Source organism: Nostoc sp., from assembly GCF_036917515.1.
Taxonomy (GTDB): Bacteria; Cyanobacteriota; Cyanobacteriia; order Cyanobacteriales; family Nostocaceae; genus Nostoc.
This window is the reverse complement of record NZ_JBALDE010000079.1, coordinates 59,368-82,118: the sequence shown is the minus strand read 5'-3', so window position 1 is coordinate 82,118 and position 22,751 is coordinate 59,368. Positions and strand designations below refer to the sequence as shown.

At 41.6% G+C, this 22,751-nt stretch carries 13 protein-coding genes and 3 pseudogenes; 11 read left to right on the top strand and 5 right to left on the bottom strand.

The features are described from left to right. Positions 1 to 25: 25 nt before the first annotated feature. The 3 genes and pseudogenes from V7K89_RS09835 to V7K89_RS09825 all read left to right on the top strand — a co-directional run. Complete coding sequence (locus V7K89_RS09835; protein ID WP_335186615.1) at positions 26 to 1,531, top strand: 3-oxoacyl-[acyl-carrier-protein] synthase III C-terminal domain-containing protein; 1,506 nt, start codon at positions 26 to 28, stop codon at positions 1,529 to 1,531. A 170-nt stretch (positions 1,532 to 1,701) separates the two neighbouring features. After that, positions 1,702 to 5,172, top strand: a complete 3,471-nt coding sequence (locus V7K89_RS09830; protein ID WP_335186613.1) for a non-ribosomal peptide synthetase — start codon at positions 1,702 to 1,704, stop codon at positions 5,170 to 5,172. A 27-nt stretch (positions 5,173 to 5,199) separates the two neighbouring features. Then, positions 5,200 to 5,451, top strand: a pseudogene (locus V7K89_RS09825) (transposase-like zinc-binding domain-containing protein); the annotation flags it as partial. A gap of 600 nt (positions 5,452 to 6,051) precedes the next feature. Here V7K89_RS09825 and V7K89_RS09820 read toward each other — a convergent pair. Further along, the gene (locus tag V7K89_RS09820) at positions 6,052 to 6,396 is read right to left on the bottom strand and encodes a hypothetical protein (RefSeq protein WP_190729359.1); all 345 of its coding nucleotides are present in this window, start codon (positions 6,394 to 6,396) and stop codon (positions 6,052 to 6,054) included. Positions 6,397 to 6,431: 35 nt separating this feature from the next. On the opposite strand from V7K89_RS09820, the gene V7K89_RS09815 reads away from it, so the two are divergent. After that, positions 6,432 to 6,617: a hypothetical protein gene (locus tag V7K89_RS09815; RefSeq protein WP_322736366.1), complete on the top strand. Its 186-nt coding sequence runs from the start codon at positions 6,432 to 6,434 to the stop codon at positions 6,615 to 6,617. A gap of 294 nt (positions 6,618 to 6,911) precedes the next feature. Here the strand turns inward: V7K89_RS09815 and V7K89_RS09810 are convergent, their stop codons facing one another. The 3 genes and pseudogenes from V7K89_RS09810 to V7K89_RS35815 form a co-directional block, all read right to left on the bottom strand. Continuing rightward, positions 6,912 to 7,067 (bottom strand): hypothetical protein, encoded by a 156-nt coding sequence (locus tag V7K89_RS09810; protein WP_335186611.1) that lies wholly within the window; start codon positions 7,065 to 7,067, stop codon positions 6,912 to 6,914. A 215-nt stretch (positions 7,068 to 7,282) separates the two neighbouring features. Further along, on the bottom strand, positions 7,283 to 7,582 hold the full coding sequence (locus V7K89_RS09800) for a transposase (RefSeq protein WP_335186609.1): 300 nt from the start codon (positions 7,580 to 7,582) through the stop codon (positions 7,283 to 7,285). A gap of 80 nt (positions 7,583 to 7,662) precedes the next feature. After that, positions 7,663 to 9,058: pseudogene (locus V7K89_RS35815) on the bottom strand (ISAzo13 family transposase). Positions 9,059 to 10,040: 982 nt separating this feature from the next. On the opposite strand from V7K89_RS35815, the gene V7K89_RS09780 reads away from it, so the two are divergent. Further along, positions 10,041 to 15,938 carry a trifunctional serine/threonine-protein kinase/ATP-binding protein/sensor histidine kinase gene (locus V7K89_RS09780; protein WP_335186607.1) on the top strand — a complete coding sequence of 1,966 codons (5,898 nt, stop codon included), beginning with the start codon at positions 10,041 to 10,043 and terminating at the stop codon, positions 15,936 to 15,938. Positions 15,939 to 16,103: 165 nt separating this feature from the next. Here the strand turns inward: V7K89_RS09780 and ctpA are convergent, their stop codons facing one another. After that, the gene (gene ctpA, locus V7K89_RS09775; protein ID WP_335186605.1) at positions 16,104 to 17,348 is read right to left on the bottom strand and encodes a carboxyl-terminal processing protease CtpA; all 1,245 of its coding nucleotides are present in this window, start codon (positions 17,346 to 17,348) and stop codon (positions 16,104 to 16,106) included. Positions 17,349 to 17,755: 407 nt separating this feature from the next. Between ctpA and petB the strand changes: the two genes are divergently transcribed. The 6 genes and pseudogenes from petB to V7K89_RS09745 all read left to right on the top strand — a co-directional run bounded on the left by petB (position 17,756) and on the right by V7K89_RS09745 (position 22,741). Continuing rightward, positions 17,756 to 18,403 carry a cytochrome b6 gene (gene petB, locus V7K89_RS09770; protein WP_335186603.1) on the top strand — a complete coding sequence of 216 codons (648 nt, stop codon included), beginning with the start codon at positions 17,756 to 17,758 and terminating at the stop codon, positions 18,401 to 18,403. A gap of 254 nt (positions 18,404 to 18,657) precedes the next feature. Beyond that, positions 18,658 to 19,140 carry a cytochrome b6-f complex subunit IV gene (gene petD, locus V7K89_RS09765; protein ID WP_094352635.1) on the top strand — a complete coding sequence of 161 codons (483 nt, stop codon included), beginning with the start codon at positions 18,658 to 18,660 and terminating at the stop codon, positions 19,138 to 19,140. Between the two features lie 573 nt (positions 19,141 to 19,713). Continuing rightward, positions 19,714 to 20,163: an ATP-binding protein gene (locus V7K89_RS09760; protein ID WP_335186601.1), complete on the top strand. Its 450-nt coding sequence runs from the start codon at positions 19,714 to 19,716 to the stop codon at positions 20,161 to 20,163. A gap of 520 nt (positions 20,164 to 20,683) precedes the next feature. After that, positions 20,684 to 21,094 (top strand): annotated as a pseudogene (locus V7K89_RS09755) (GDP-mannose 4,6-dehydratase); the annotation flags it as partial. Beyond that, positions 21,093 to 22,274 (top strand): glycosyltransferase, encoded by a 1,182-nt coding sequence (locus tag V7K89_RS09750; protein WP_335186681.1) that lies wholly within the window; start codon positions 21,093 to 21,095, stop codon positions 22,272 to 22,274. The pseudogene V7K89_RS09755 and the gene V7K89_RS09750, both read left to right, overlap by 2 nt. Positions 22,275 to 22,369: 95 nt before the next feature. Beyond that, on the top strand, positions 22,370 to 22,741 hold the full coding sequence (locus tag V7K89_RS09745) for a hypothetical protein (protein ID WP_334911977.1): 372 nt from the start codon (positions 22,370 to 22,372) through the stop codon (positions 22,739 to 22,741). Positions 22,742 to 22,751: the final 10 nt, after the last annotated feature.

Below are 22,751 nucleotides of genomic sequence, written 5' to 3'. Positions count from 1 at the left end.
CCTTGTCCCCCACTCCCCATTCCTTATGCCCCATTCTCCAATAGGTATTCGCTCGCTTGCAGTTAGTTTTCCTAGCATTATACGGACAAATGAGTATTGGCAGAAAAAGTTTCCTTATTTATTTGCTCAGGAAAAGCAAAGAAAAGCAAGAGCTTCCAACTCTGTAGAATCTTCCCCTGACAGTAATGGACTTGACATTTGGTCACAAGAAGCAAGACCTTATTTATCAGATCCATTCCGGGGCAATGTTGAGCGTCGTGTGCTTGATTCAAATGAGTCTTCACTCATCCTAGAGTATCGTGCAGCAAAAGATGCTCTTGATACAGCAAAACTCTCTCCCAATAAAGTCGATTTGATGATTGTTGCCTCTCTCTTTGGCGAACACATTGGGATTGGGAATGCCTCTGATCTTGCTCAGAAACTGGAATTACACTGTCCTGCATGGAATATAGAATCAACTTGCTCAAGTGCTTTGGTAGCCTTGCAAAACGCCCATGCACTGATTAAAACAGGAGCCTACCACAATGTCTTGGTAGTTGTTTCCCAAATCGGATCTAATACTGTAGATGAAGAAGATACTCTTTCTTTATCAATGGGTGATGGTGCAGGAGCTTTTGTAGTTGATTCACTTAAACCCGATCAAGGAATACTTAGCTGCAAAATTGTTCATACTGCTGATACTTGTGGTGCTTACTCACATGAACTAGTAATTGATGCTCAAGGTAAGCCTCGCTTACAGACTCGTACAGGAGCAAACGCGAGTATGCTCGCTCAAACAGCTGTGCATTTTGTTCGTACTTGTTGTTTTGATGCTGTAGCATCTGCTGGTTTAACTCTTGAACAAATTGATTTCTTTGCTTTTAATACTCCTAACGCTTGGTATGCCAGCCTTTGTACACGAGCATTAAATATTGATCCTGAGCGCACAATTAATATTTACCCTCGCTATGCAAACATCGGGCCAGTACTTCCGATCGCAAATCTATATCATGCTGCACAGGCTGGTAAAATTCAGGAAGATGATTTAGTTCTTGTTTATACGAAAGGCGCGGCAGCCACAGCAGCAGCGACTGTGATGCGTTGGAGTGATGTTGCTTTAGGAGTCGCTCCCGCTCCTCCAATTAAGGTGACTCAAGAAGATGAGAAGGTTCATCAAGCCAAAATCAATAGCTCGTCAATAAAAATAAACAGCTTTTCTAGAGAAAAAGTTCTTGCGGCTTACCCAGAAGAAAGACAGCAAATACTGGAAACGTATCTTTTGGAATGTTTGAGTAACTCTTTGCAACTTTCTATAGACAAGCTTAATCGAGAGCAATCTTTTACTTCATTACTAGATTCGTTGACAGCTATTCTTTTAAAGAACCGAATTGAAGCAGATTTACAAGTGCAAGTGTTATTAAAGAATTTTTTAGGCGATCGCAGTATAGCCCAATTAGCTGAATTAGTACTCAATCAATTAGCTTTGACAAACTTAATTACTACAGAACCGATTACTAGTACGGAGTTGAGTAGGGAAAAATTGAGTCTCTGACTCAAAAACTCTCTGCGCTTCTGCGTGAAATTCAAAGACATTTTTTTCGTGCAGAGACTAACCATTGTGCTGGGCGGATTTCCAGCTGTAGCTAACTAGTGTTTCCGACTGTGCATAGCGTCGAAGGGCATCGCAAAGACCAAAGAAAAATATTAAATAAGGTTAAATATATGAATTTACATTTACTTTTAAATAATCTTGCTGATCAAGGTGTAAAACTCTCTGCCGATGGAGATTTACTATTAATTGATGCACCTAAAGGAACGATTACACCAGAAATTCGAGACTTGCTAACTGAGTATAAAGCAGATTTGTTGCTGATGCTGCGTCAGAGCAAGATAAGTGCTGGTGACACTGCTTTACCTGTTATCGTACCAGCGCCAGAGCTACGTTACGAACCTTTTCCACTCACTGATATGCAACATGCTTTCTGGGTGGGTCGAAGTAATGTATTAGATTTGGGAAGTGTCTCTAATCATGGTTATTATGAAATTGAAGATGATAATTTAAACTTGGAAAGATTGAATTGGGCGCTAAAAAATTTAATTGAACGTCATGATATGCTGCGTTCTATAGTTTTACCAGATGGTCAGCAACAGATTTTACCAGAAGTTCCTGTTTACGAGATGGCGATTTTAGACTTGAGAGGACAAGATGAGGAAATTGTCAACTCACAGTTAGAAGAAATTCGCGATCGCCTTTCTCATCAAGTTATACCATCTGACCAGTGGCCTTTATTTGACTTTCGCGCCACTCAAATGGATGGCGATCGCGTCCGGTTGCACATCAGCTACGATTTACAAGTATTTGATGCTTGGAGTCTGTTTCATTTGTTTGATGAGTGGTTTCTACTTTATCAAAATCCTGATGTGGAATTATCGACTCTCGAACTTTCGTTTCGAGATTATGTATTAGCAGAACAATCTCTGCAACATACAGAATTATATAGGCGATCGCAAGATTATTGGTTCAGTCGTTTAGATAATTTCCCTCCAGCTCCAGACTTACCTTTAGCTAAGAATCCTAAAGAAATCAAACAGCATCGATGCAAGCGCTATCAAGGATACCTCTCAAAAGCTGACTGGCAGCAATTAAAGCAACGAGCCGTACAAGCTGGTTTGACCCCTTCTGGAGTCTTGCTGGCTGCTTTTGCCGAAATTTTGACAGTTTGGAGTAATAATTCCCAATTTACCATCAATCTAGCTCAATTTAATCGTCTGCCTTTACATCCCCAAGTTAATCACATTTTAGGAGATTTTACTTCTGTCATCCTCTTAGCAGTAGACAATTCTACACCAGCATCATTTACTGAACGTTCTCGCCGCATCCAGCAACAACTATGGCAAGATTTAGAACACCGCTATTGTAGTGGGGTGCGGGTAGTAAGAGAATTAGCTCGCAGGAAAGGCACAGTCCCTAGCGCCATGCCTGTGGTATTTACTAGTACTTTGGGTTTTAGTTCCTTGGGTCAAAATACTCTGACATTCAGTCATTTTGGCGAGTTAGTCTATGGCATTAGTCAAGCGTCTCAGGCTTGGATGGATATTCAAGTTTGGGAGGAAAAGGGGGAATTGACTTTTAACTGGGATGTAGTAGAAGAACTTTTCCCACAAGGTCTGATTGCAGATATGTTCGTGGCTTATAGTAATTTCCTCAAACAGTTAGCTAGTTCGGAGTCTGCATGGTTGGATATTTCTAGACAACTAATCCCCTCTGCTCAATTATCCCAGCGAGAAGCGATTAATTCTACTGACGCACCAATTTCTGATGAACTTCTACACACTTTATTTGCCAAACAAGTACAGAATCGAGGAGCAGAACCTGCTGTTATTTCATCCCAGCGCACTCTGAGTTATCAAGAGTTATTTGAACTTTCTAATCAAGTCGGTCATCGGTTGCGGCAATTAAGAGTAACTCCTAATAAATTGGTAGCCGTGTTAATGGAAAAGGGTTGGGAGCAAATTGTTGCTGTGCTGGGTATTTTAAATTCTGGCGCTGCTTATTTGCCGATTGACCCTACTTTACCCAAACAGCGCCTTTGGTATCTAATGGAAAATGGTGAAGTCGAGGTAGTGCTAACTCAATCTTGGTTAGAGAAGAACTTAGAATTACCAGAAGGTATACAGTCAATTTGTATTGACACAGAAGAAGTAGCAAACTACAGCATAGAATCCTTAATCCCCACACAAAAACCGGATGATTTAGCCTATGTTCTGTACACTTCTGGTTCCACAGGTTTACCAAAGGGAGTGATGATAGCTCATCGAGGTGCTGTCAACGCCATTACCTGTACCAATCAGTTCTTTAACATTGGGACTAACGACCGGGTACTGGCTCTCACCGCACTGCACCATGATATGTCTGTGTATGACATTTTTGGCATCTTGGCAGCTGGTGGAACTATTGTAATACCCGATGCTACCGCCATAAAAGATGCTGCTCATTGGTCTGTGCTAATGTTACGCGAGAAAGTTACTATCTGGAACTCAGTACCTGCGATCATGGAAATGTTGTTGGAATATGCAGGCGATCGCTCTAAGCTACTACCATCTTGTTTACGCTGGGCGTTTCTTGGTGGAGATTGGATATCTGTCACATTGCCAACTAGGTTAAATAATTTAGTTGCTGGGGTTCAGGTGGTGAGTGTTGGTGGTCCCACCGAAACCACCCTTTGGAATATCTGGTATCCAGTTACAGGGGTTGACTCAACTTGGAAAAGCATTCCCTATGGTAAACCGATAAGCAATACAAAATACTACGTTTTGAATTCAGCATTAGAAGATTGTCCGACATCGGTTCCAGGAGAACTTTGCTGTGCTGGCGTAGGAATTGCCAAAGGTTACTGGCGTAACGAAAAAAAGACTTACGTTAGTTTTATTACTCATCCTCGCACACGAGAACGTATCTACCGCACAGGAGACTTAGGACGTTACTTACCTAATGGCAACATTGAATTTTTGGGACGAGTTGATTTCCAAATTAAAATTCGGGGACATCGCATCGAAGCCGGAGAAATTGAGGCAACTTTAATACAGCATCCAGCAGTGCGTGCAGCAATAGTCACAGCTATAGGTAAAGAACACAATCAACAGCATTTAATTGCTCATATAGTTCCTGAACAGGAAATTACACCCACAGTTAAAGAACTGCGCGACTTCCTCAGTCATAAACTACCAGACTACATGTTGCCATCAGCATTCTCATTTTTGACAACTTTACCATTATTAGCAAACGCGAAAGTAGACCGACAGGCATTGACTACTCCCAAAGATTTGCTTCAGGATTCTCAAATTGCTTATGTAGCACCGCAAAATAAAATTGAGCAAGCTATTACTATAGTTTGGCAAGAAGTACTAAACCTAGAAAAAATAGGTGTAAATAATAAGTTCTTTGAAATTGGCGGAAATTCATTATTACTAACAGCAATTTATAGTAAACTCAAAAAGTTTTTACCCAATGACATCCAGTCAATTTCAATAGTTGATTTGTTTAAATACTCAACTATTAGGTCTTTAGCTCAACATTTAAGTAGTAATCAAAAAGCAGCATCATTAAAGCAGCAAAGCGCTGAGTCTGATCAAGAATTAAAAGCAGGCAAAAATCGTCTTGTACAAAGATATAAAAAATCAGGCGTTGCATAATAGAGGGATGAATTGAGGTGTTCTACTGTGAATTGTCCATACTGCGGGTCTACTGAGATTAGAAAAAATGGTAAGCGCCGAGGTAAACAAAATCACATCTGTATCAATTGTGACGTGCGTTCCGCCCCGCTTCTCTACGAGACGCTACGCGAACGCTAACGTCAATTTCTAGATAGCTATAATCCGCCAAAAGGGCACTCTGATAAGATCAAACTAGAATGTTTAAAAGCTTACGTTAATGGCGCAGGTTTTAGAGCAATTGAACGGCAAACAGGAGTCAGGGTAAGCGCATCTCAAACCCTATTGACAGGAGGCTTCTGAGGTCTGATTATTATAATGAGGTAAACAAGCAGTAAGAATCGTCAACATATAGTTGTTATCCATAGCCGCTCGATTCGATTTTTGACGATTACTGCGCTTCAATGATTGCTCCAAATTCAATGCGTTAATTGCAATTCGACGCAGCAATGACAAATTTTGTGGAGCATGACCAGTACGGACGCAGCAAGCGTCTCATTGAATGTAACATCCAAAGTCCAATGTAACCCGTTTTCAAAGCTCCAATGGAGGCGAATAGCTTGCCCTAGTTTGCAAGCATCGCAATCCAAACTAGTGAGATAAGGGACTTCCAAAGAATAAATTATTCCAAAAAAATAAGGGATAGGATTGATATCAAGAATGATAATCATTTTTGGGGTGGGAGAAAGGGGTTGCCTATGTCTTCCCCTTTCTCCCATTCAACGGGAGCATGAAGAGCCAATACACTTATCATTATCGTCAGATGAAACAGTGCAGATTGAATGTGCTTTATAGAACCCATTTGAGATCTATACAGGAGGGCAATCGAATTTGGCTGAACTACGAGCTAAGTTACAAATTTTATAGATTGATCGTCAGGATTTTTTTCTTGCTTTTTTTGTCGCTCAACACGACTGTATTGTAGGGTAATGTATCCGTTCCCAGCGGAATTGGCAGCTTAAAACTGGGGCTTTTATGATCGAGTTCGCCTAAATCAATGCTTTTCGTTATATCGCCATCTGTTGCCAGATAAGCGGTAAGTTCGCCTTTATAATCTTCAATTAAAAAGTCTCTAAAGAAAACGACTGCCCCACCCTCAGGATCTATACCAAGGATGACCGTACCGCTGAAAGTTGTGCCTTTTCGTTCTTCATCAACCGTTGCCACTGTGATTTCCGAGGGGTCTTGACCGGACTTATCTGCCATAAACTTTTTCCTGGGCAAATTCTCAACAATTGAAAATGATTTTACAAGAGCGCTATGGGCGATCGCAAAACTCTCAGGACGTATTTCTGCATCGGTCTTGCAAATGTATAGCCAAGTTACTTCTGGTTATACGCCTAATTGGAAGATTGAGTAGGGATGATTCGGGGCTGAAAGCGATCACGAAGCGTTGCTGCAAAGCAGATCGCATCGCAGAAACCTGATAGAGGGGAGACGTTGAGAAGTTTCCGCATAACTTGATCCGACTTTGCCTCGGCAGTAGAGTGCCCTTATCTGTGAACTGACAGGTTTATGGAGTCCAAGGATATATAGAACCCATTTGATATCTATGCCTGAGCTAACCGCTTAAGCATGAGTCTGATAAAACATAGATTGAGCTTGGCAGTCGCATGAGGCAATGTTCGCTTCTTCGTTCTTGACCAAACTCTTACATCGTTCCATCCAAGCATTTGAACCTTCTCTTCCCCCAACGAGTTGCAACCGGGACAAACCCTGTTTTACCAAGGGCATCTTTTTCTGCTTTCGTGGGTTTGGGTGCCAGTTGGAATCTGAGCTTGGTCATAATCTGAGGATAAAGTGTTTGCAGGGCGGCTGTGATCTTCTCTGGATGGTAGCCGTCGCCCGTGCAGAATCGTAATCTTTGGAATATTCATAGGCTTGGCACGAAAGTAATCCAAGTTCTAGCTCAATAGTTCAATCAAGCCAAGGTCATCACTCACACTGGCTCTAGTGCAGTGGGTGAAGAATGGTAGACCGAGAGTATCTACTGCCAAGTGCCGTTTGATGCCATTGGTACACTTTTATGAGCAGAACCCTTTGGACTCCACGCCTGCATTGCAGGTATTCTTGACTGCTTGCGAGTCGATGATCAGTAGGGTTGTCCATTTTGGTTTTTTTTTGCATCTGCGCGCACTTCCCATGCAACGTCGTCATCATCTGCTCTATTACTCCCCCTTCTCGCCACTGCTTGTAGTGCCAAAACACCGTTGAGTAGGGCGGTAAATATGCAGGGTAAATCACACCAGTTACACCCATTCTTGAGTTGATAGAAGATACCATCTAAGATTTGTCGCTTTGTCCACTTTGGTGGTTTGGTTTGCTTTTTCTGCGGCAATAGTGGTTCAATGATTGCCCACTCTTTGTCGGTTAACCTGCTGGAGTACGGCATTTATTTCTCATTTTACCCGTTCTTCCAAGATCCCAAATGGGTTTTATAGATTGATAAATGCTACCCTTATAAATAAGTCACTATATTTTCTCATAACAGATATCAACAAACCAATTACCTAAATTGGAAAAAACTTCATGGGTAGAATTGGTTAATCGCTCAATCTGTTTCTCAATTTGAGACATAGCTTTTTTGGTAAGCTTTACCCCCGTTTCATAAGTTTCATGTACCAGTTTAACTACCGGATGTTTTTCTTTCCATGTCATCGTGGCAGCAAAATTTAGAGCTGTTTCTATTTCATCTAAAATACTGCCATTCCAATGATTTTCTAATACTGCCCAAGTCCGTTCAATAGGATTATATTTACTGTGGTATGGAGGATAGTAGGCTAAACGTATATTTACTTGGTGTTGAGAGGCAAACTCTACTATACGTTTTATAAATTGGGTACGCCGTGAACTGTTCTGCGGCCCATTATCTTGATTGAGAAGTAGTGTTTTAACTTGAGAAAAACAATGCTTTTCACTCATCCAAAAATCTTCTAAAACATCAACGATAAAATCACTTGTAACTTTCGATTCTGTAAAGTACAAAAATAGCTCATCAAGCTCTGGAAGGAATATCCCATAAGGAGTTACAGTTGTTTTTGGATTATAATCATGGTCATCAGCTTTCGCCCCATCGCGGCTTTTACCTCCTCGGTCAAATGAGCCGATCTTAACGCGGGCTTTTCCGTCCATACTTAGACGTAAAACGCTCTTATCTTCATCTGCATCTTGATTTATTATGTCTAATTGCTCAAAGATTGCATCAGTTTGTGGGATTTTTTTTGGGGTTGAACTTTCTTTACTTTTCTGAGCTTGTAACCTAAATTATTTAATTTGACTTTTTAGGCGAAATAAATCAAGGTTTATCTCCAGAACAATGGAAAATTCACTGCGTCCGCTTTGCTTTTAATTGCCCATCCCAAAATCCTATAGAAGATATTTGGTTACAAGCAAAAACTTGGGTGAGACGTTTTTGTGCTTTAATTCCAACATTCTCTCATTTCAAGTGGATGGAAGAAATGGTTTATCCGAAACACAAATGAGTGATTTTCTGTCTCTCCAGATGTACGGAGTTTTTTCAGAAATCAAATACTAGTCCTATATATAGTCTTTGACTTTTAAAGCTGGGATCAGTTTGACTATAGAAGTCAACTAAATCTTTTATATCTTCTAAAAGATTTGGCAGGTGTGATTCTGCTTTATAACGCCCTTTGCCACTCATGTTATCAACACAAGTAATACCGCTTTTTAATTCTCTTGTTCCTTTCCGAATCGTGTCTCGATTCCATCCTAATTCTGATTGTGCAAGCCTTTGCCCTCCTAAACCTAAGCCCTGAACTGTCTGTGCTATAAATTTGCGCTTTGCTGCACCTTTTAATTGAGACGCAGTTTGAATTAACAACTTTTTGAGAGAATCAGTTAATACTATAGCCACCAGTTACCACACTCAAAAACTCAATCATTATTCAAATTACTACAAAAGGGGATGAAGGGGCTGCCGACGGCAGCCCCTTCATCCCCTTTAAAATGATTATCATTATTGTTAATGGAATAGTTTATTTTCTGGAAGTCCCTTAAAACTGCACTTCACGGATTGTTTAGTTCGACACATGTCTCACGCGCACAACGATAACTATAGACCTTAATCCGGACCAATCAAAATGATTGTCTAGGGGTGGTAATTGAGAAACGGGAACACACCAACAGGAGCGTTTTTCGGTGCGGTGATCCTCTTTTTCTAGTCGTTCGTCGTAACTATGGGTAATCCCTGAAAAATCTTCTCGTAAGCACTGCTCAAACCAGTCTTTAACTTGTACATGAAGCGTGGGATGGTTTGCTTTGAGCGCTAAAACGTAATCCGCTTTTGCATGGAAAAATAATCAGGGTTTCAAGCGACGTTTTTGGGCTGATGATTGCGTAGGCGTAGCCCACCGTAGGCATCGCTTGCACTGCATTCTTAACTCACCAACACCGCCCGTTCCTTGAAAAGTAGACTCTAACAGGATTGCAGCAAATTGTGTTCCTAAACTCAAATGAACAACTGGTAAGGATTCTGGAAAACTTTTCGATCTACTGACATGCTCGTTCCAAATAATCTGTTTTTTACACTACAAAATTAAATGCGCTTACCCTGAAAACTATGTCTGTAGAAGTTATTGCCACTCACCAACTAAATTAATACTTCTTTGCTGTTGTCTGATGCCTTTCTTTGTCAGATTAAAAACTCCTTGACGAAGTTGTGATCCTAGTTTGGAAAATTATCAAAAAGCGATCGCCATATCTACATGAAGGTGCATTCCTACTCTTTGCCTCCAGTGCCTCATACTCAATGCAACTTTTCTAACGTTTGTTAACCAAGATATGGTAGTGGGAATTATAACACTAGTATAAAGAAATTTTCGTCAAAATTTATGAGCACAAAAGTTGATGGAACTTTAAGGATTGCTGGCTACCAAATCATCGAGCAACTTTATTCAGGTTCTCGTACTCAAGTGTATCGGGCAATTCGAGAATGCGATCGCCTACCAGTTGTCATCAAGCTCTTAAAACGAGAATACCCAACTTTTAGTGAATTAGTACAATTTCGCAACCAGTATGCGATCGCTAAAAACTTAGATATTCCTGGCATTATCAAACCCTACAGCCTGGAAGCCTATCACAATGGTTATGCCCTAGTCATGGAAGACTTTGGTGGTGTTTCCCTGCGGCAATTTCCTCAAGGAAAAACACTGACATTAGAGCAATTCCTACCCATTGCTCTGCAACTGCTAGACACTTTACACCAGTTACATCAACAGCGCGTCATTCACAAAGATATTAAGCCAGCCAACATCTTGATTCACCCTGACACCAAACAAATCAAGCTGATTGACTTTAGTATTGCTTCGCTTTTACCACGAGAAATCCAGGAAATCCAGAGCCTCAATGGATTGGAGGGAACGCTAGCCTATCTGTCCCCAGAGCAAACCGGACGGATGAACAGAGGCATTGATTACCGCAGTGACTTCTATTCTTTAGGTGTGACTTTCTTTGAATTACTGAGTGGACAACTGCCTTTTGACTCCCAAGAACCGATGGAGTTAGTGCATTACCACATTGCAAAACTTCCACCTTGCGTTTGCGATTTCAATCCCAAATTGCCGTTGATGCTGGGCGAAATTATCCGCAAACTGATGGCGAAGAACGCCGAAGACCGCTATCAAAGCGCGCTAGGACTTAAACATGACCTTGTTACCTGCTTAGAACAGTGGCGAGAAACAGGCAAACATACCTGGTTTGATTTAGGACAGCGAGATATTAGCGATCGCTTTCTCATTTCTGAAAAACTCTACGGACGCGAATCGGAAGTACAGACGTTACTGGAAGCATTTGGTCATGTCGCTAATGGTGACTCTCAACTGATGCTGGTGGCAGGTTTCTCTGGCATTGGCAAAACCGCAGTTGTTAATGAAGTGCATAAACCGATCGTCCAGTGGAATGGCTACTTCATCAAAGGAAAATACGACCAGTTCAACCGAAATATTCCTCTATCTGCTTTTGTCCAAGCCTTTCGTGATTTGATGGAACAGTTGCTTAGTGAAAGTGATACTCAACTAAAGCAATTGCAGAGCAAGATTTTAGCGGCAGTTGGTGAAAACGGGCAACTTCTGATCGAGGTGATTCCTGAACTGGAGCAGATAATTGGTAAACAGCCTGCCATCGCTGAATTATCGGGGAGTGCCGCACAAAACCGTTTCAATCTGCTGTTTCAACAGTTCATTCAGGTGTTCGCAACAAGAGAGCATCCTTTGGTAATATTTCTGGATGATTTGCAGTGGGCAGATTCGGCATCGCTGAATTTGCTGAAGTTGTTAATGTCTCAGAGTAATTGCGGCTATCTATTCATTATTGGCGCATACCGCGATAATGAGGTGTTTGCGGCTCATCCACTGATGTTAACGGTAGATGAAATCAAAAAGGCATCTTCTGCGATCAAAACCTTGAGCCTAGCTCCCTTAAGTCAAGCAGATGTCAACCATTTAATCGCCGACTCCCTCAGTTGTACAACGGCACAGGCATTACCGTTAACAGAGTTAGTTTATCAAAAAGCTAAAGGTAATTCCTTTTTCACGACTCAGTTTTTGAAACTGCTATATGAGGATGGGCTGATTACCTTTGATGCAGAGGCAGGTTACTGGCAGTGTGATGTAGCGCAAGTGCGATCGCTTGCCCTCACCGATGATGTGGTGGAATTTATGGCACAGCAGCTGCAAAAATTGCTATCTAACACTCAAAATATTTTGAAACTAGCAGCCTGTATTGGCAATCAGTTCGATTTAGCGACGTTAGCGATCGTCTCTGAAAAGTCGCAGATGGAAACTGCCTTAGACTCGTGGAAAGCATTGCAAGAAGGATTAATCGTTCCCATCAATGAGGTTTACAAGTTTTATCAAGATTCGTCATTGGTCATCGATGATTTGCAAATGACAAATCACAGAGAACAAATGACAGTTTATAAATTCTTGCACGATCGCGTTCAGCAAGCAGCCTACTCTCTCATTCCCAACCAGCAAAAACAGGTCACTCATCTGAAAATTGGGCAACTTTTGCTGAATCATACGCCAGCTGCAGAACAGGATAAAAAACTATTTGAGATTGTTAATCAACTGAATATAGGAAATAGCTTAATTATCGATCCATCTCAGAAAATAAAACTCGCTCAACTCAATTTACAAGCTACACAAAAAGCAATAGCTGCAACAGCATACGCCGCCGCATTTGAGTATGCCACTATAGGTATTGCAATGCTTGCACAAGATCGATGGCAAACAGAATATGAACTAACCCTGACACTTTATGAAGCTGCCACCGAAGCAGCTTACCTAAGTGGCAACTTTGAGCAGATGGCACAATTTGCAGCAGTCATTTTGGAAAATGCTAGAACTTTATTGGATACCGTTAAAGTCTATGAAATCCAAATTCAAGCCGCTCAAGCTCAACATCAATTTTTACAGGGCGTGGATCTGGCTCTCAAGATTTTAGAGCAGTTAGGAATCCATTTTCCCAAGCAACCCAGCGAATCAGATATTGCATCGGCGCTCAAAGTAACCAAATCTATCTTAGCTGGAAGGCAACCGCCAGATTTAATCGCTCTACATCAGATGAGAGAGTCAGACAAATTAGCCGCTATGCGGATTCTCGTAGGTGTCTCTTCTTCTGCCTATGTTGTCGCTCCAACACTCTTACCATTTATTATCCTTGAGCAAGTAAATTTATCTGTTCATTATGGCAATACCTCAGACTCTACAAATGGTTATGCCTACTATGGACTGCTGCTTTGTGGGGCGGTAGGAGATATTGAATGCGGCTATCAGTTTGGACAACTGGCACTTAAATTACTCGAACATTTTAATGCCAAAAAGTTGAAAGCCAGAACCTATGTTGCAGCATGCTGTAGTGTATTGCACTGGAAAGAGCCGCTCAGAAATACCTTAGGGCTTTTCCGGGAAGGCTATCAAATTGGGCTGGAAACGGGAGATTTAGAATCAGCTACCATTTGTGCATTCGGTTACGTCATGCACTCTTTGTTTGTCGGTAAAGAACTGGGGGAGCTAAGTCGGGAGAGTGATGCCTTTTACCTTCAACTCACTCAACTAAAACAAGAAGGACTTCTCAGCCATCTGACTATTTTTCAGCAAGGGGTTTTGAATTTAAACGGTGATTGTACCCAAGTATGGCAATTGGTTGGTAAGGCTTTCAATCAAGAGCAAATGTTGCCAGTTCTCCACCACTCAGGCGATCAAACTGCGCTGTACTATTTCTATGTGAGTAAACTTTTTCTCAGTTATTTGTTTGGGAAGTTTGAACTTGCAGTGGAAGCTGCGATCGCAACTGAAAATTATCTAGGCAGTGTCATCGGATTATTTGTGGTTCCAATCTTCCACACTTATGATTCTCTAGCTCATCTGGCAATCTATTCCCAAGTTTCCCCAACAGAACAACAACACATTCTTGAGCGGGTGAGCAAAAATCAGCAAAAGATCAAAACTTGGGCTAGCTATATTCCAGCCAATCATTTACACAAGTTTTATTTGGTTGAAGCAGAACGATATCGGGTTCTGGGACATAAATCAGAGGCAATAGAATTATATGATCGCGCCATTGCTCTTGCAAAAGAACACGGCTACACCCAAGAAGAAGCACTTGCCAACGAACTAGCCGCCAAATTTTACCTCGACTGGGGCAAGCAGCGCATAGCTGGGGAATACATAATTGAAGCTTACTATGGCTATGCTCGTTGGGGCGCTAAAGCCAAAGTCGCCGACTTAGAACGGTGCTATCCCCAACTCCTTGCTCTCATCCTTGAGCAAACTCGTTCTCCCCTCTCCACTCACGAAACTATCTTTACATTGGGGAGTGTCACATCTACCAGTTCCGCCACTTCCAGCAGTAGCAGCGTCTCTGTTGCTTTAGATTTAGCTGCCATTATCAAAGCTTATCAAACTATCTCAGGGGAAATCGAACTCGAAAAACTGCTCTCAGCATTACTGCATATCGTCATTGAAAACGCGGGAGCCGATAAGTGTGTGTTCATGCTTTTGGAATCAGAGCGTTTGCTAATTCAGGCGTCAGCACAGCTTTCCTTAAACGGTGTACAGAACCAGGCTGCTAAAGTCGATTTTTACCCAATGTTGCTCAACCCACAGACTGTTGAAGACTCATCTGATGTACCAGTTGGTTTAATTAATACCGTCAAACGCAGCTTACAACCAACAGTGATTATTGATGCTAGAGTGCATCCTCAATTAATTAATGACTCATATATTCAACGACAGCAGCCCAAAAGTGTCTTGTGTAGCCCGATTTTGCATCAGGGTAAGTTGCTGGGCATTTTGTATCTGGAAAATAACTTAGTAACCAAAGCCTTTACGAACGATCGCGTCGAACTACTAAACTTACTTTGCGCTCAAGCTGCAATTTCTCTGGAAAATGCCCGACTTTATGGAAATTCCCAGAACTATGCTCAACAGTTAACACAATATCTAGCAAAATTGCAGGCTAGTGAAACTCGCTTCCAAAATTTGGCGAATAATATTCCTGGGATGGTGTACCAATTTTGTTTGGCGGCCGACGGTTCAACTTCAACACCTTATGTTAGCTCTGGCTGTTTCGATTTATATGGGTTAGAGCCAGAGTTGGTGATGGCAGGGACGCATAGCCTTTACGACATGAATCATCCTGACGATCGCCCAGCTATTGCCCAAGCGATCGCCTACTCTGCTCAATATCTCACATCCTTTGAGCAAGAATGGCGCATTATTCTACCTTCAGGAACCGTGAAATGGATTCAATCTGCTTCTCGGCCAGAGCGACAAGCCGATGGCTCAATCATCTGGGATGGGGTAGTGATTGATATTAGCAAAAGCAAACAAGCTGAACTTGCCTTGCAGCAAAAATCACTTGACTTAGAACAAGCGCTAACCGATCTGCAAAACGCCCAATTACAAATGGTGCAAAGTGAGAAAATGTCTGCACTAGGCAACTTAGTTGCTGGTGTTGCTCACGAAATGAATAATCCTCTCGGTTTTATTGCTGCCAGTCTCAAACAAGCTAAACCTACCCTGACTGATGTAGTTGAACACTTAAAACTTTATCAATCAAGCTTGCCCAATGTGAATGATGAAATCAAAGATCATGCGGAAGAAATTGACTTGGATTATAGCTTAGAAGATTTGCCCAAGATGATTGATGCCATGTCGATGGCGTGCGATCGTCTGAAAAATATCAGCACCAGTTTACGAACTTTCTCACGTGCCGATAAAGATTATAAAGTACCGTTTAATATTCACCAAGGCATCGACAGTACTATTTTAATTTTGAAACATCGTCTCAAGGCTAACGAGCAATGTCCAGCAATTGAAGTGATAACTGAATACAGCACTTTACCTGAAGTTGAGTGTTTCCCTGGACAATTAAATCAAGTATTTATGAATATCTTAGCAAATGCTATTGATGCCTTGGAGGAATCGAATCTTGACCGAAGTTTTAGCGAAATTAAAGCAAATCCAAACTGTATTACAATTACAACTACAGTAGAAAATAATCTAGTTAGAATTACAATCGCCGATAATGCAAAGGGTATAGATGAAGAGGTAAAACAAAAAATATTTGACCATTTATTTACGACAAAAGCTGTCGGTAAAGGCACAGGATTAGGATTGGCGATCGCTCGTCAAATTATTGTAGAAAAACATGGCGGAGCGATTACGGTGAATTCTCAACTTGGCGAAGGAACTGAATTTGTGATTCAGCTACCGTTATCGGCATAACTAAATCTGATTTGTTAAACCATTTCACAAAAAATCTGATATAGATGCAAACCCTGAAAGCTTTGCTGCATTTTGTGTTTTTTCATTGCGAATTGTGAATTAGTATTAGCTATGGTATCAGATGAGGTGTGAATCCTCACCTGATTTGTTTTCTTGTCTCCTTCTTCAAGCTTTCCCTGCCACCATCGAGTTTTTCACCAAAAGTTCGACTGCTGCTTGATATTGCAGATCCGCTTCGGTGCCAATCTGTTCGCGATTAATGGCTGGTTGGGAGATAATTTTATCCGGCTTAATACCTAGTTTGTTAATATCTCGGTGTTCAGGAGTTTCATACTTCGCAATTGTCACTGCCAAACCCGAACCATCTGATAATTCAAACAAGGATTGAATTAAACCTTTACCAAAGGTGGTTTCGCCTACCAACTGGGCGCGATGGTTATCTTGGAGTGCGCCAGCGAGAATTTCACTGGCACTAGCAGTTCCTTGATTCACCAAAATCACCAGAGGATCTTTCGTCAAGGCTGGCCCAAGGGCTTCAAAACTACCCTGAATGCCTTGTCGGTTAACAGTGTAGACGATAATCCCAGAGTCTAACCACAGACGGGCGATTTCAATTCCTGATTGCAATAAACCCCCAGGATTATTTCGTAAATCTAGAATGTAGGCAGCAGCGCCTTTTTTTTCTAGACTAGAAATAGCGTGTGCCAATTCCATTGAAGCGTTGGCATTAAATTGTGTAAGACTTAGGTAGCCAATGGGTGTACCCTCAGTAGAAACACGTAAATCTGAAACCACAGGGTTAAGAGCAATGCGATCGCGTGTCAATCTAATTTCCGTTTCTGCCTCTCCGTCCCGTTCGATCACAAGAGTAACAAGGCTGCCACTTGGCCCGCGCATTCTGGTTGCAGCTTCATCAAGGGTGAGATTTTCTGTGGAAACGCCTTCAATTTTGAGAATGCGATCGCGTGGTCTAATCCCCGCTTTATCCGCCGGTGAACCTGCGATAGGAGCCACTACTTCCAACTTCCCATTCTCAGGATTTAGGGCAATTTGCAATCCTACCCCAGTCAGTTCCCCAGAAGTATTAACCTGCAAGCTGCGATACTGTTCTGGATCTAAAAAACGAGTAAAAGGATCGTCGAGGCTTTTGAGCATCTTCCCAATAGCCGTATAAGTGGCATTTGAGTCTGCTAGTGGCTTCTCCAGAACCTTTTGCCTGACGGCTGCCCAGTTTTGATGATTAAAGGTCTCATCTAGATAAGTACGATTAACAATTCGCCAAACTTCCGAAACCAGCTTTTGTTCCCCCGTCAAAGCCACCGCCGACTGAGTAAGCGTACCCAACGTCAAGCAAAACGCCATTAACAGTGAAAATCCAACCCGAAAGACTTGTTTGTTCATGAACCCCATTATCAATTCCACCTCAACCCAAATTGCCTAGATAATGCCCACTTCCTCTGTTGTTGATGAAATCTATCTCTCGATTATGTTACTTTTTTTATAGAAGTGGTGCATTTTTCTCATCAAGTTGTTCAGTCAACTGATGCCTCGTATCCACTCACCAAAGGATAAAATCTACTTTGTGTCCACCATTTTGTGTGTAGAGGCGTAAAGAGATCGCAATATATTCCATCTTTACAGAGTGTAAAGTTTCTGAAGTCTATTAGCACGCCAAAAGCTGAAAAGCTTTTCTAAAAACTCCCCTTTACTAAAATCCCAAAATTACTAGTTGGGAGAGAAGTCTGAGCAATGGCTTCTGCCGATTCAGAACTTCGGGATTTATCAACCGCAACCGATTCTTAGGGACTTGAGATTGTATGGCCAACGTTTACGACTGGTTTGAAGAACGCCTAGAAATTCAGGCGCTCGCTGAAGATGTCACTAGCAAGTACGTCCCTCCCCACGTCAATATCTTTTACTGCCTGGGTGGAATTACCCTGGTTTGTTTTCTCATCCAGTTTGCTACTGGATTTGCCATGACATTCTACTACAGGCCAACAGTTACTGAAGCTTTCTCCTCAGTACAGTACATCATGAATGAAGTCAACTTCGGCTGGCTAATTCGCTCTATCCATCGCTGGTCTGCCAGCATGATGGTGCTGATGATGATTTTGCACGTCTTCCGGATTTACCTAACCGGTGGTTTCAAAAAGCCCCGCGAATTGACCTGGATAAGTGGTGTTATCCTGGCTGTGATCACCGTTTCCTTTGGAGTCACCGGCTATTCCCTACCTTGGGATCAAGTTGGCTACTGGGCTGTGAAAATCGTTAGCGGTGTACCAGAAGCAATTCCTGTGGTTGGTGTTCTGATTTCCGACCTGCTGCGCGGCGGTTCGAGTGTTGGTCAAGCAACACTAACTCGCTACTACAGCGCACACACCTTTGTACTGCCTTGGTTGATTGCGGTTTTCATGCTGTTTCACTTCTTGATGATCCGCAAGCAAGGCATTTCCGGGCCTTTGTAATCTTAGCTATTAGCGAAAGGCAACATTTGTCAGTTTTCAGATCGAGTTATTTGTTTTAAACTTATGAAACACAAGAAGTTAATTGCACATAAGTTCCAAAAAACAAATACTTGTATCTGAAGCCAAAAACTGTAGATAAAACTCTAGGTGGCTGACCGGAAATAGACACAAATGCTGCCGCCTGTTGGTTGCCTAGTAGCTGATAGCTTTCACAAATGCTTTAATTTAATTTAAGCAGGAGAACACATTTCAAAATGTCAACACAAAAAAAACCTGACCTGAGCGATCCTCAGTTAAGAGCCAAACTTGCTAAAGGCATGGGTCACAACTACTATGGTGAACCAGCTTGGCCTAATGACTTACTTTACGTCTTTCCAATTGTGATCATGGGTTCCTTCGCTGCGATTGTGGCTCTAGCTGTTCTAGATCCCGCAATGACCGGTGAACCAGCAAATCCTTTCGCCACACCATTGGAAATTTTGCCAGAGTGGTACTTGTATCCAGTCTTCCAAATTTTGCGATCGCTTCCTAATAAACTTTTAGGAGTGTTAGCAATGGGTTCCGTACCAGTAGGTCTAATCCTCGTTCCTTTTATTGAGAACGTGAATAAGTTCCAAAACCCCTTCCGCCGTCCAGTTGCAACCACAGTATTCCTCGTTGGTACTCTTGTCACCCTGTGGCTGGGTATTGGTGCTGCTTTGCCATTGGATAAATCTTTGACCTTGGGACTATTCTAAATTAGTCACCAGAAAGTGCTTTGACGCCTGTGAGTTTCAAGAGCAGATGCAGATGTGCTTTTGAAAACAATCAACAGGCGTCAATTTTAACAAGAAAGCCAGAAACCAGAATTCAGAATTAAATTCTGAAAGCAAAAGCTAATAGGGCTACGCAAAACTAGTTCGCGTAGCCTACTCTTAAGCAAGCTAGCAAGAGCATCTGAATAAAAGGGTTTAAGTCCCCCACTAAATAATATGCTTTCATTAGTGGTCAATAATACAGTGGAGATGTGAATCCCCCACTGATTGCATTCTGAATTCTTCTTCAATAGTTTCAGACTGCATCTGGGATCTGAAGTTTTGGATGGAAAATCTATTCCAAAATCTCTAATCATCAAAAGTCAACAAATACAAACATTACTTACTTAACTTAAGTTGCTAGTTACAACCCTCAGAAAGCCAAAATCATTCATGTTTTGTATTTTGGTACATAAAAGATGTCAATTTAGATTTTTTTCTGTCAGAGAAATTTTGCGAACAACGCAGAATTTAATAACTAGCAACTTGGGTTTACTTATATTCAACTTACAGTTAATGCTTAGTATAGTGCAGCAAGACCATCTGACGGTTAAGAGCGAACTCAGGCTCTTAAACCAGGTGCAAGAATGGTTTGAGCAATTTTGTCTGCAACACTTGTCTCAACTTGGCTGGTCAAAAACCCAACTTGATCGCCTCAATTTAGCATTAGCAGAAGGCTTTACCAACGCTGTTCGTCACGCTCATCATGCTTTACCCCCGGAAACAACCATTGAGATTAACGTTTATCTGTGGATTGACCGACTAGAGATTAGAATTTGGGATTATGGAAAACCTTTCAATCCTGATGCGCTCGCAGAGCCAGCCCCAGGTACTCTACAAGTCGGTGGGTATGGATGGTTTCTCCTTCGGCGGTTGGCTGACCGGGTTGTATACGAACGTGGTGAGGATGGTAGAAATTGCTTGCTCATTGTCAAATACTCTGTAGAAGCACAAAAGCAACAGTGAAATAGTCAAGGATAAAGGAAGGTAAGAATACTTCTGATGTCAATTTTGGCTTGTGAGCGGAGTGGAGGTAGGGAAGTGCGCCTAGAAAAAACGACGGCTTGTCTTCTCTACAAAACTCTCTTGCTAGCTTGATTGCACTTAGGGGTCAAACAAATAAAACTTCTCATATAGTCGTCACCAAACTAACAAAAATTTTGCTCAAGGTTGAGCCACTCACTTTAAAATAGAGCCGTTTCTGCTGAAATACATAGTTATTTGATTGATAAAAGTATACTCCTTTTTGAATATGATTTAAATTAGAGTAATATGTTTTTTACGTAAAATTGCTTATTCATTATGATTTTTTTGTAAAATCTCAAATAAGATTTTTGTATAAAAAGAATTAGTGAATATAGTAAAAATAGCATTCGAGTTACACAAGCTCCCTTGTTAAGATTTGTCAGCAGTGTTGAGAGTCTTAATGTTTGTTCTCTAACAAGTGCTATTTAGTGCTTAAAGAGATAGACAGAATAGGGGACATATGACTAAGACAGCCCTAATTACAGGAATTACTGGTCAAGATGGCTACTATCTCAGTCATTTGCTCCTCAACCGTGGTTATCGAGTTGTCGGATTAGTACCCTCACATCGACAACCTAATTTGACAAAACTGGGAATACTGGCAAATCGGGTAGAAATTTTTACGGTTGACTTGAGGGATAATGCGGCACTGTTGACCGCAGTTGAACAACTGCGTCCCCAAGAAATCTACAATTTGGCGGCTCCCAGTTTTGTACCCGACTCCTGGAACGACACACTGGGAACCCTAGATTTAATAACTGGTACTGCTACTAGGCTCTTGGAAGTAGTACGAAAAGTTGGTTTGTCTACTAGATTTTATCAAGCCAGCAGTTCAGAAATGTTTGGTGATATATTCCTCTCGCCTCAAGATGCACATCACTACAGTGACAAAAAACCTGAATTTAGGTGATAAAGTTAACAAAAAAACTAACCATGTCTTCGTCTTTTTAGAAATTTTTGCTCACGAAGGTGGTATTCAATCGTATATAAAAGATATTTTTTGCGCTTATTTGGGATTGAGTCAAGATTATAAAGCAGAAGTTTTTTTGCTGCGAGATAGTGCTGATAGCTTAAATCCATTTGAAGAAGAGAACTTAAAATTTCATTACTTTAAAAATCAGTCTCCCTATTTGGGGAGATTGCAAATGGCAGTAGCTTTACTGAAGTGTTTGTTGCAAAGCCGTCCGCAGCAAGTTTTCTGCGGTCACATTAACTTAGCAGTATTAATCCAAACACTTTGCCAGCCCTTGGGGATTCCTTACACCGTACTAACTTACGGCAAAGAAGTCTGGGAACCGTTGAAAAATCAGGAACGTCGCGCCCTGACATCAGCAGATAGAATTTGGACAATTAGTCGCTACAGCCGCGATCGCGCTTGTATTGCCAATAGTCTAAACCCAAAAATGGTACAGATGCTGCCTTGTGCAATTGATGGGGATAAATTTACTCCTGGTTCCAAACAACCAGAATTAGTCCAGAAGTATGGCTTAACTGGTGCGAAAGTGTTAATGACAGTAGCGCGGTTATGGTCAGGAGATATTTACAAAGGTGTAGATGTCACCATTCGGGCATTACCACAAATCGCTCAGGTTTTTCCAAAAGTGAAATATTTGGTAATTGGTCGCGGTGATGACCAACCGCGATTAGCTCAACTTGCAGAAAATTTAGGTGTGAGCGATCGCGTCGTGTTTGCTGGTTTCGTTGCCACAGAAGAATTAATGGAACATTACCGCCTTGCTGATGCCTATATTATGCCTTCGCAAGAAGGCTTTGGCATAGTTTATCTAGAAGCAATGGCTTGTGGAGTACCTGTATTATCCGGTGACAACGATGGTTCTGCTGACCCCTTGCAGGATGGTAAACTGGGATGGCGAGTACCACACCGCAGTCCTGATGCTGTAGCAGCAGCTTGTATAGAAATGCTTCAAGGGGATGACCAGCGATGTAATGGAGAGTGGCTGCGAAAACAGGCGATCGCTTTGTTTGGCATAAATGCCTTCCAACAGCACTTGCAAAAAATGCTGCTATCCTCAGTAATGAAGCGCATTTGAGTCAAAATAACAAATAACAAATGACTAATAAACTGAGTCATAAACTAATGACTAAAATCGCTATCCTAGAAGGAGAGCAGGACGATATTTAAAAAATGAGCTTTAAGTCATTTCAATTGAATCTTTTAAATCTCCGCCCTTGGCTCACCCTGCTGGCAGTTATTTGGTTGCTGGCGTCAGTGGGCTTGGGTTGGTTGGTTAATTCATTGTTAATTATTTTCGGGTTGCTGTTGTTGGCACCTATTGTGGCTTTTTTTGGCTTTCGCTGGTGGTTGCAACGCAACTTGGTTGCCGATGGGTGTCCCGTCTGTGGATATGAATTTACAGGTTTAAATAACAGTCAGTTGCAATGTCCTAACTGTAAGGAGTTACTGTTAGTACAAAATAGTCATTTTCAGCGCTTCACACCAGAAGGCACAATTGATGTCACTGCTGTCGAAGTTCCAGCCAAATCACTGGAAGAATAGTCATTAGTCA

Coding starts and splice junctions, on each gene's coding strand:
- V7K89_RS09815 (WP_322736366.1), top strand. CDS start 6,432: ATGATTTTACAAGAGCGCTATGGGCGATCGCAAAACTCTCAGGACGTA.
- V7K89_RS09830 (WP_335186613.1), top strand. CDS start 1,702: ATGAATTTACATTTACTTTTAAATAATCTTGCTGATCAAGGTGTAAAA.
- ctpA (WP_335186605.1), bottom strand. CDS start 17,348: ATGGGGTTCATGAACAAACAAGTCTTTCGGGTTGGATTTTCACTGTTA.
- V7K89_RS09835 (WP_335186615.1), top strand. CDS start 26: ATGCCCCATTCTCCAATAGGTATTCGCTCGCTTGCAGTTAGTTTTCCT.
- V7K89_RS09820 (WP_190729359.1), bottom strand. CDS start 6,396: ATGGCAGATAAGTCCGGTCAAGACCCCTCGGAAATCACAGTGGCAACG.
- petD (WP_094352635.1), top strand. CDS start 18,658: ATGTCAACACAAAAAAAACCTGACCTGAGCGATCCTCAGTTAAGAGCC.
- V7K89_RS09750 (WP_335186681.1), top strand. CDS start 21,093: ATGCACATCACTACAGTGACAAAAAACCTGAATTTAGGTGATAAAGTT.
- V7K89_RS09780 (WP_335186607.1), top strand. CDS start 10,041: ATGAGCACAAAAGTTGATGGAACTTTAAGGATTGCTGGCTACCAAATC.
- petB (WP_335186603.1), top strand. CDS start 17,756: ATGGCCAACGTTTACGACTGGTTTGAAGAACGCCTAGAAATTCAGGCG.
- V7K89_RS09745 (WP_334911977.1), top strand. CDS start 22,370: ATGAGCTTTAAGTCATTTCAATTGAATCTTTTAAATCTCCGCCCTTGG.
- V7K89_RS09810 (WP_335186611.1), bottom strand. CDS start 7,067: ATGAATATTCCAAAGATTACGATTCTGCACGGGCGACGGCTACCATCC.
- V7K89_RS09760 (WP_335186601.1), top strand. CDS start 19,714: ATGCTTAGTATAGTGCAGCAAGACCATCTGACGGTTAAGAGCGAACTC.
- V7K89_RS09800 (WP_335186609.1), bottom strand. CDS start 7,582: ATGCCGTACTCCAGCAGGTTAACCGACAAAGAGTGGGCAATCATTGAA.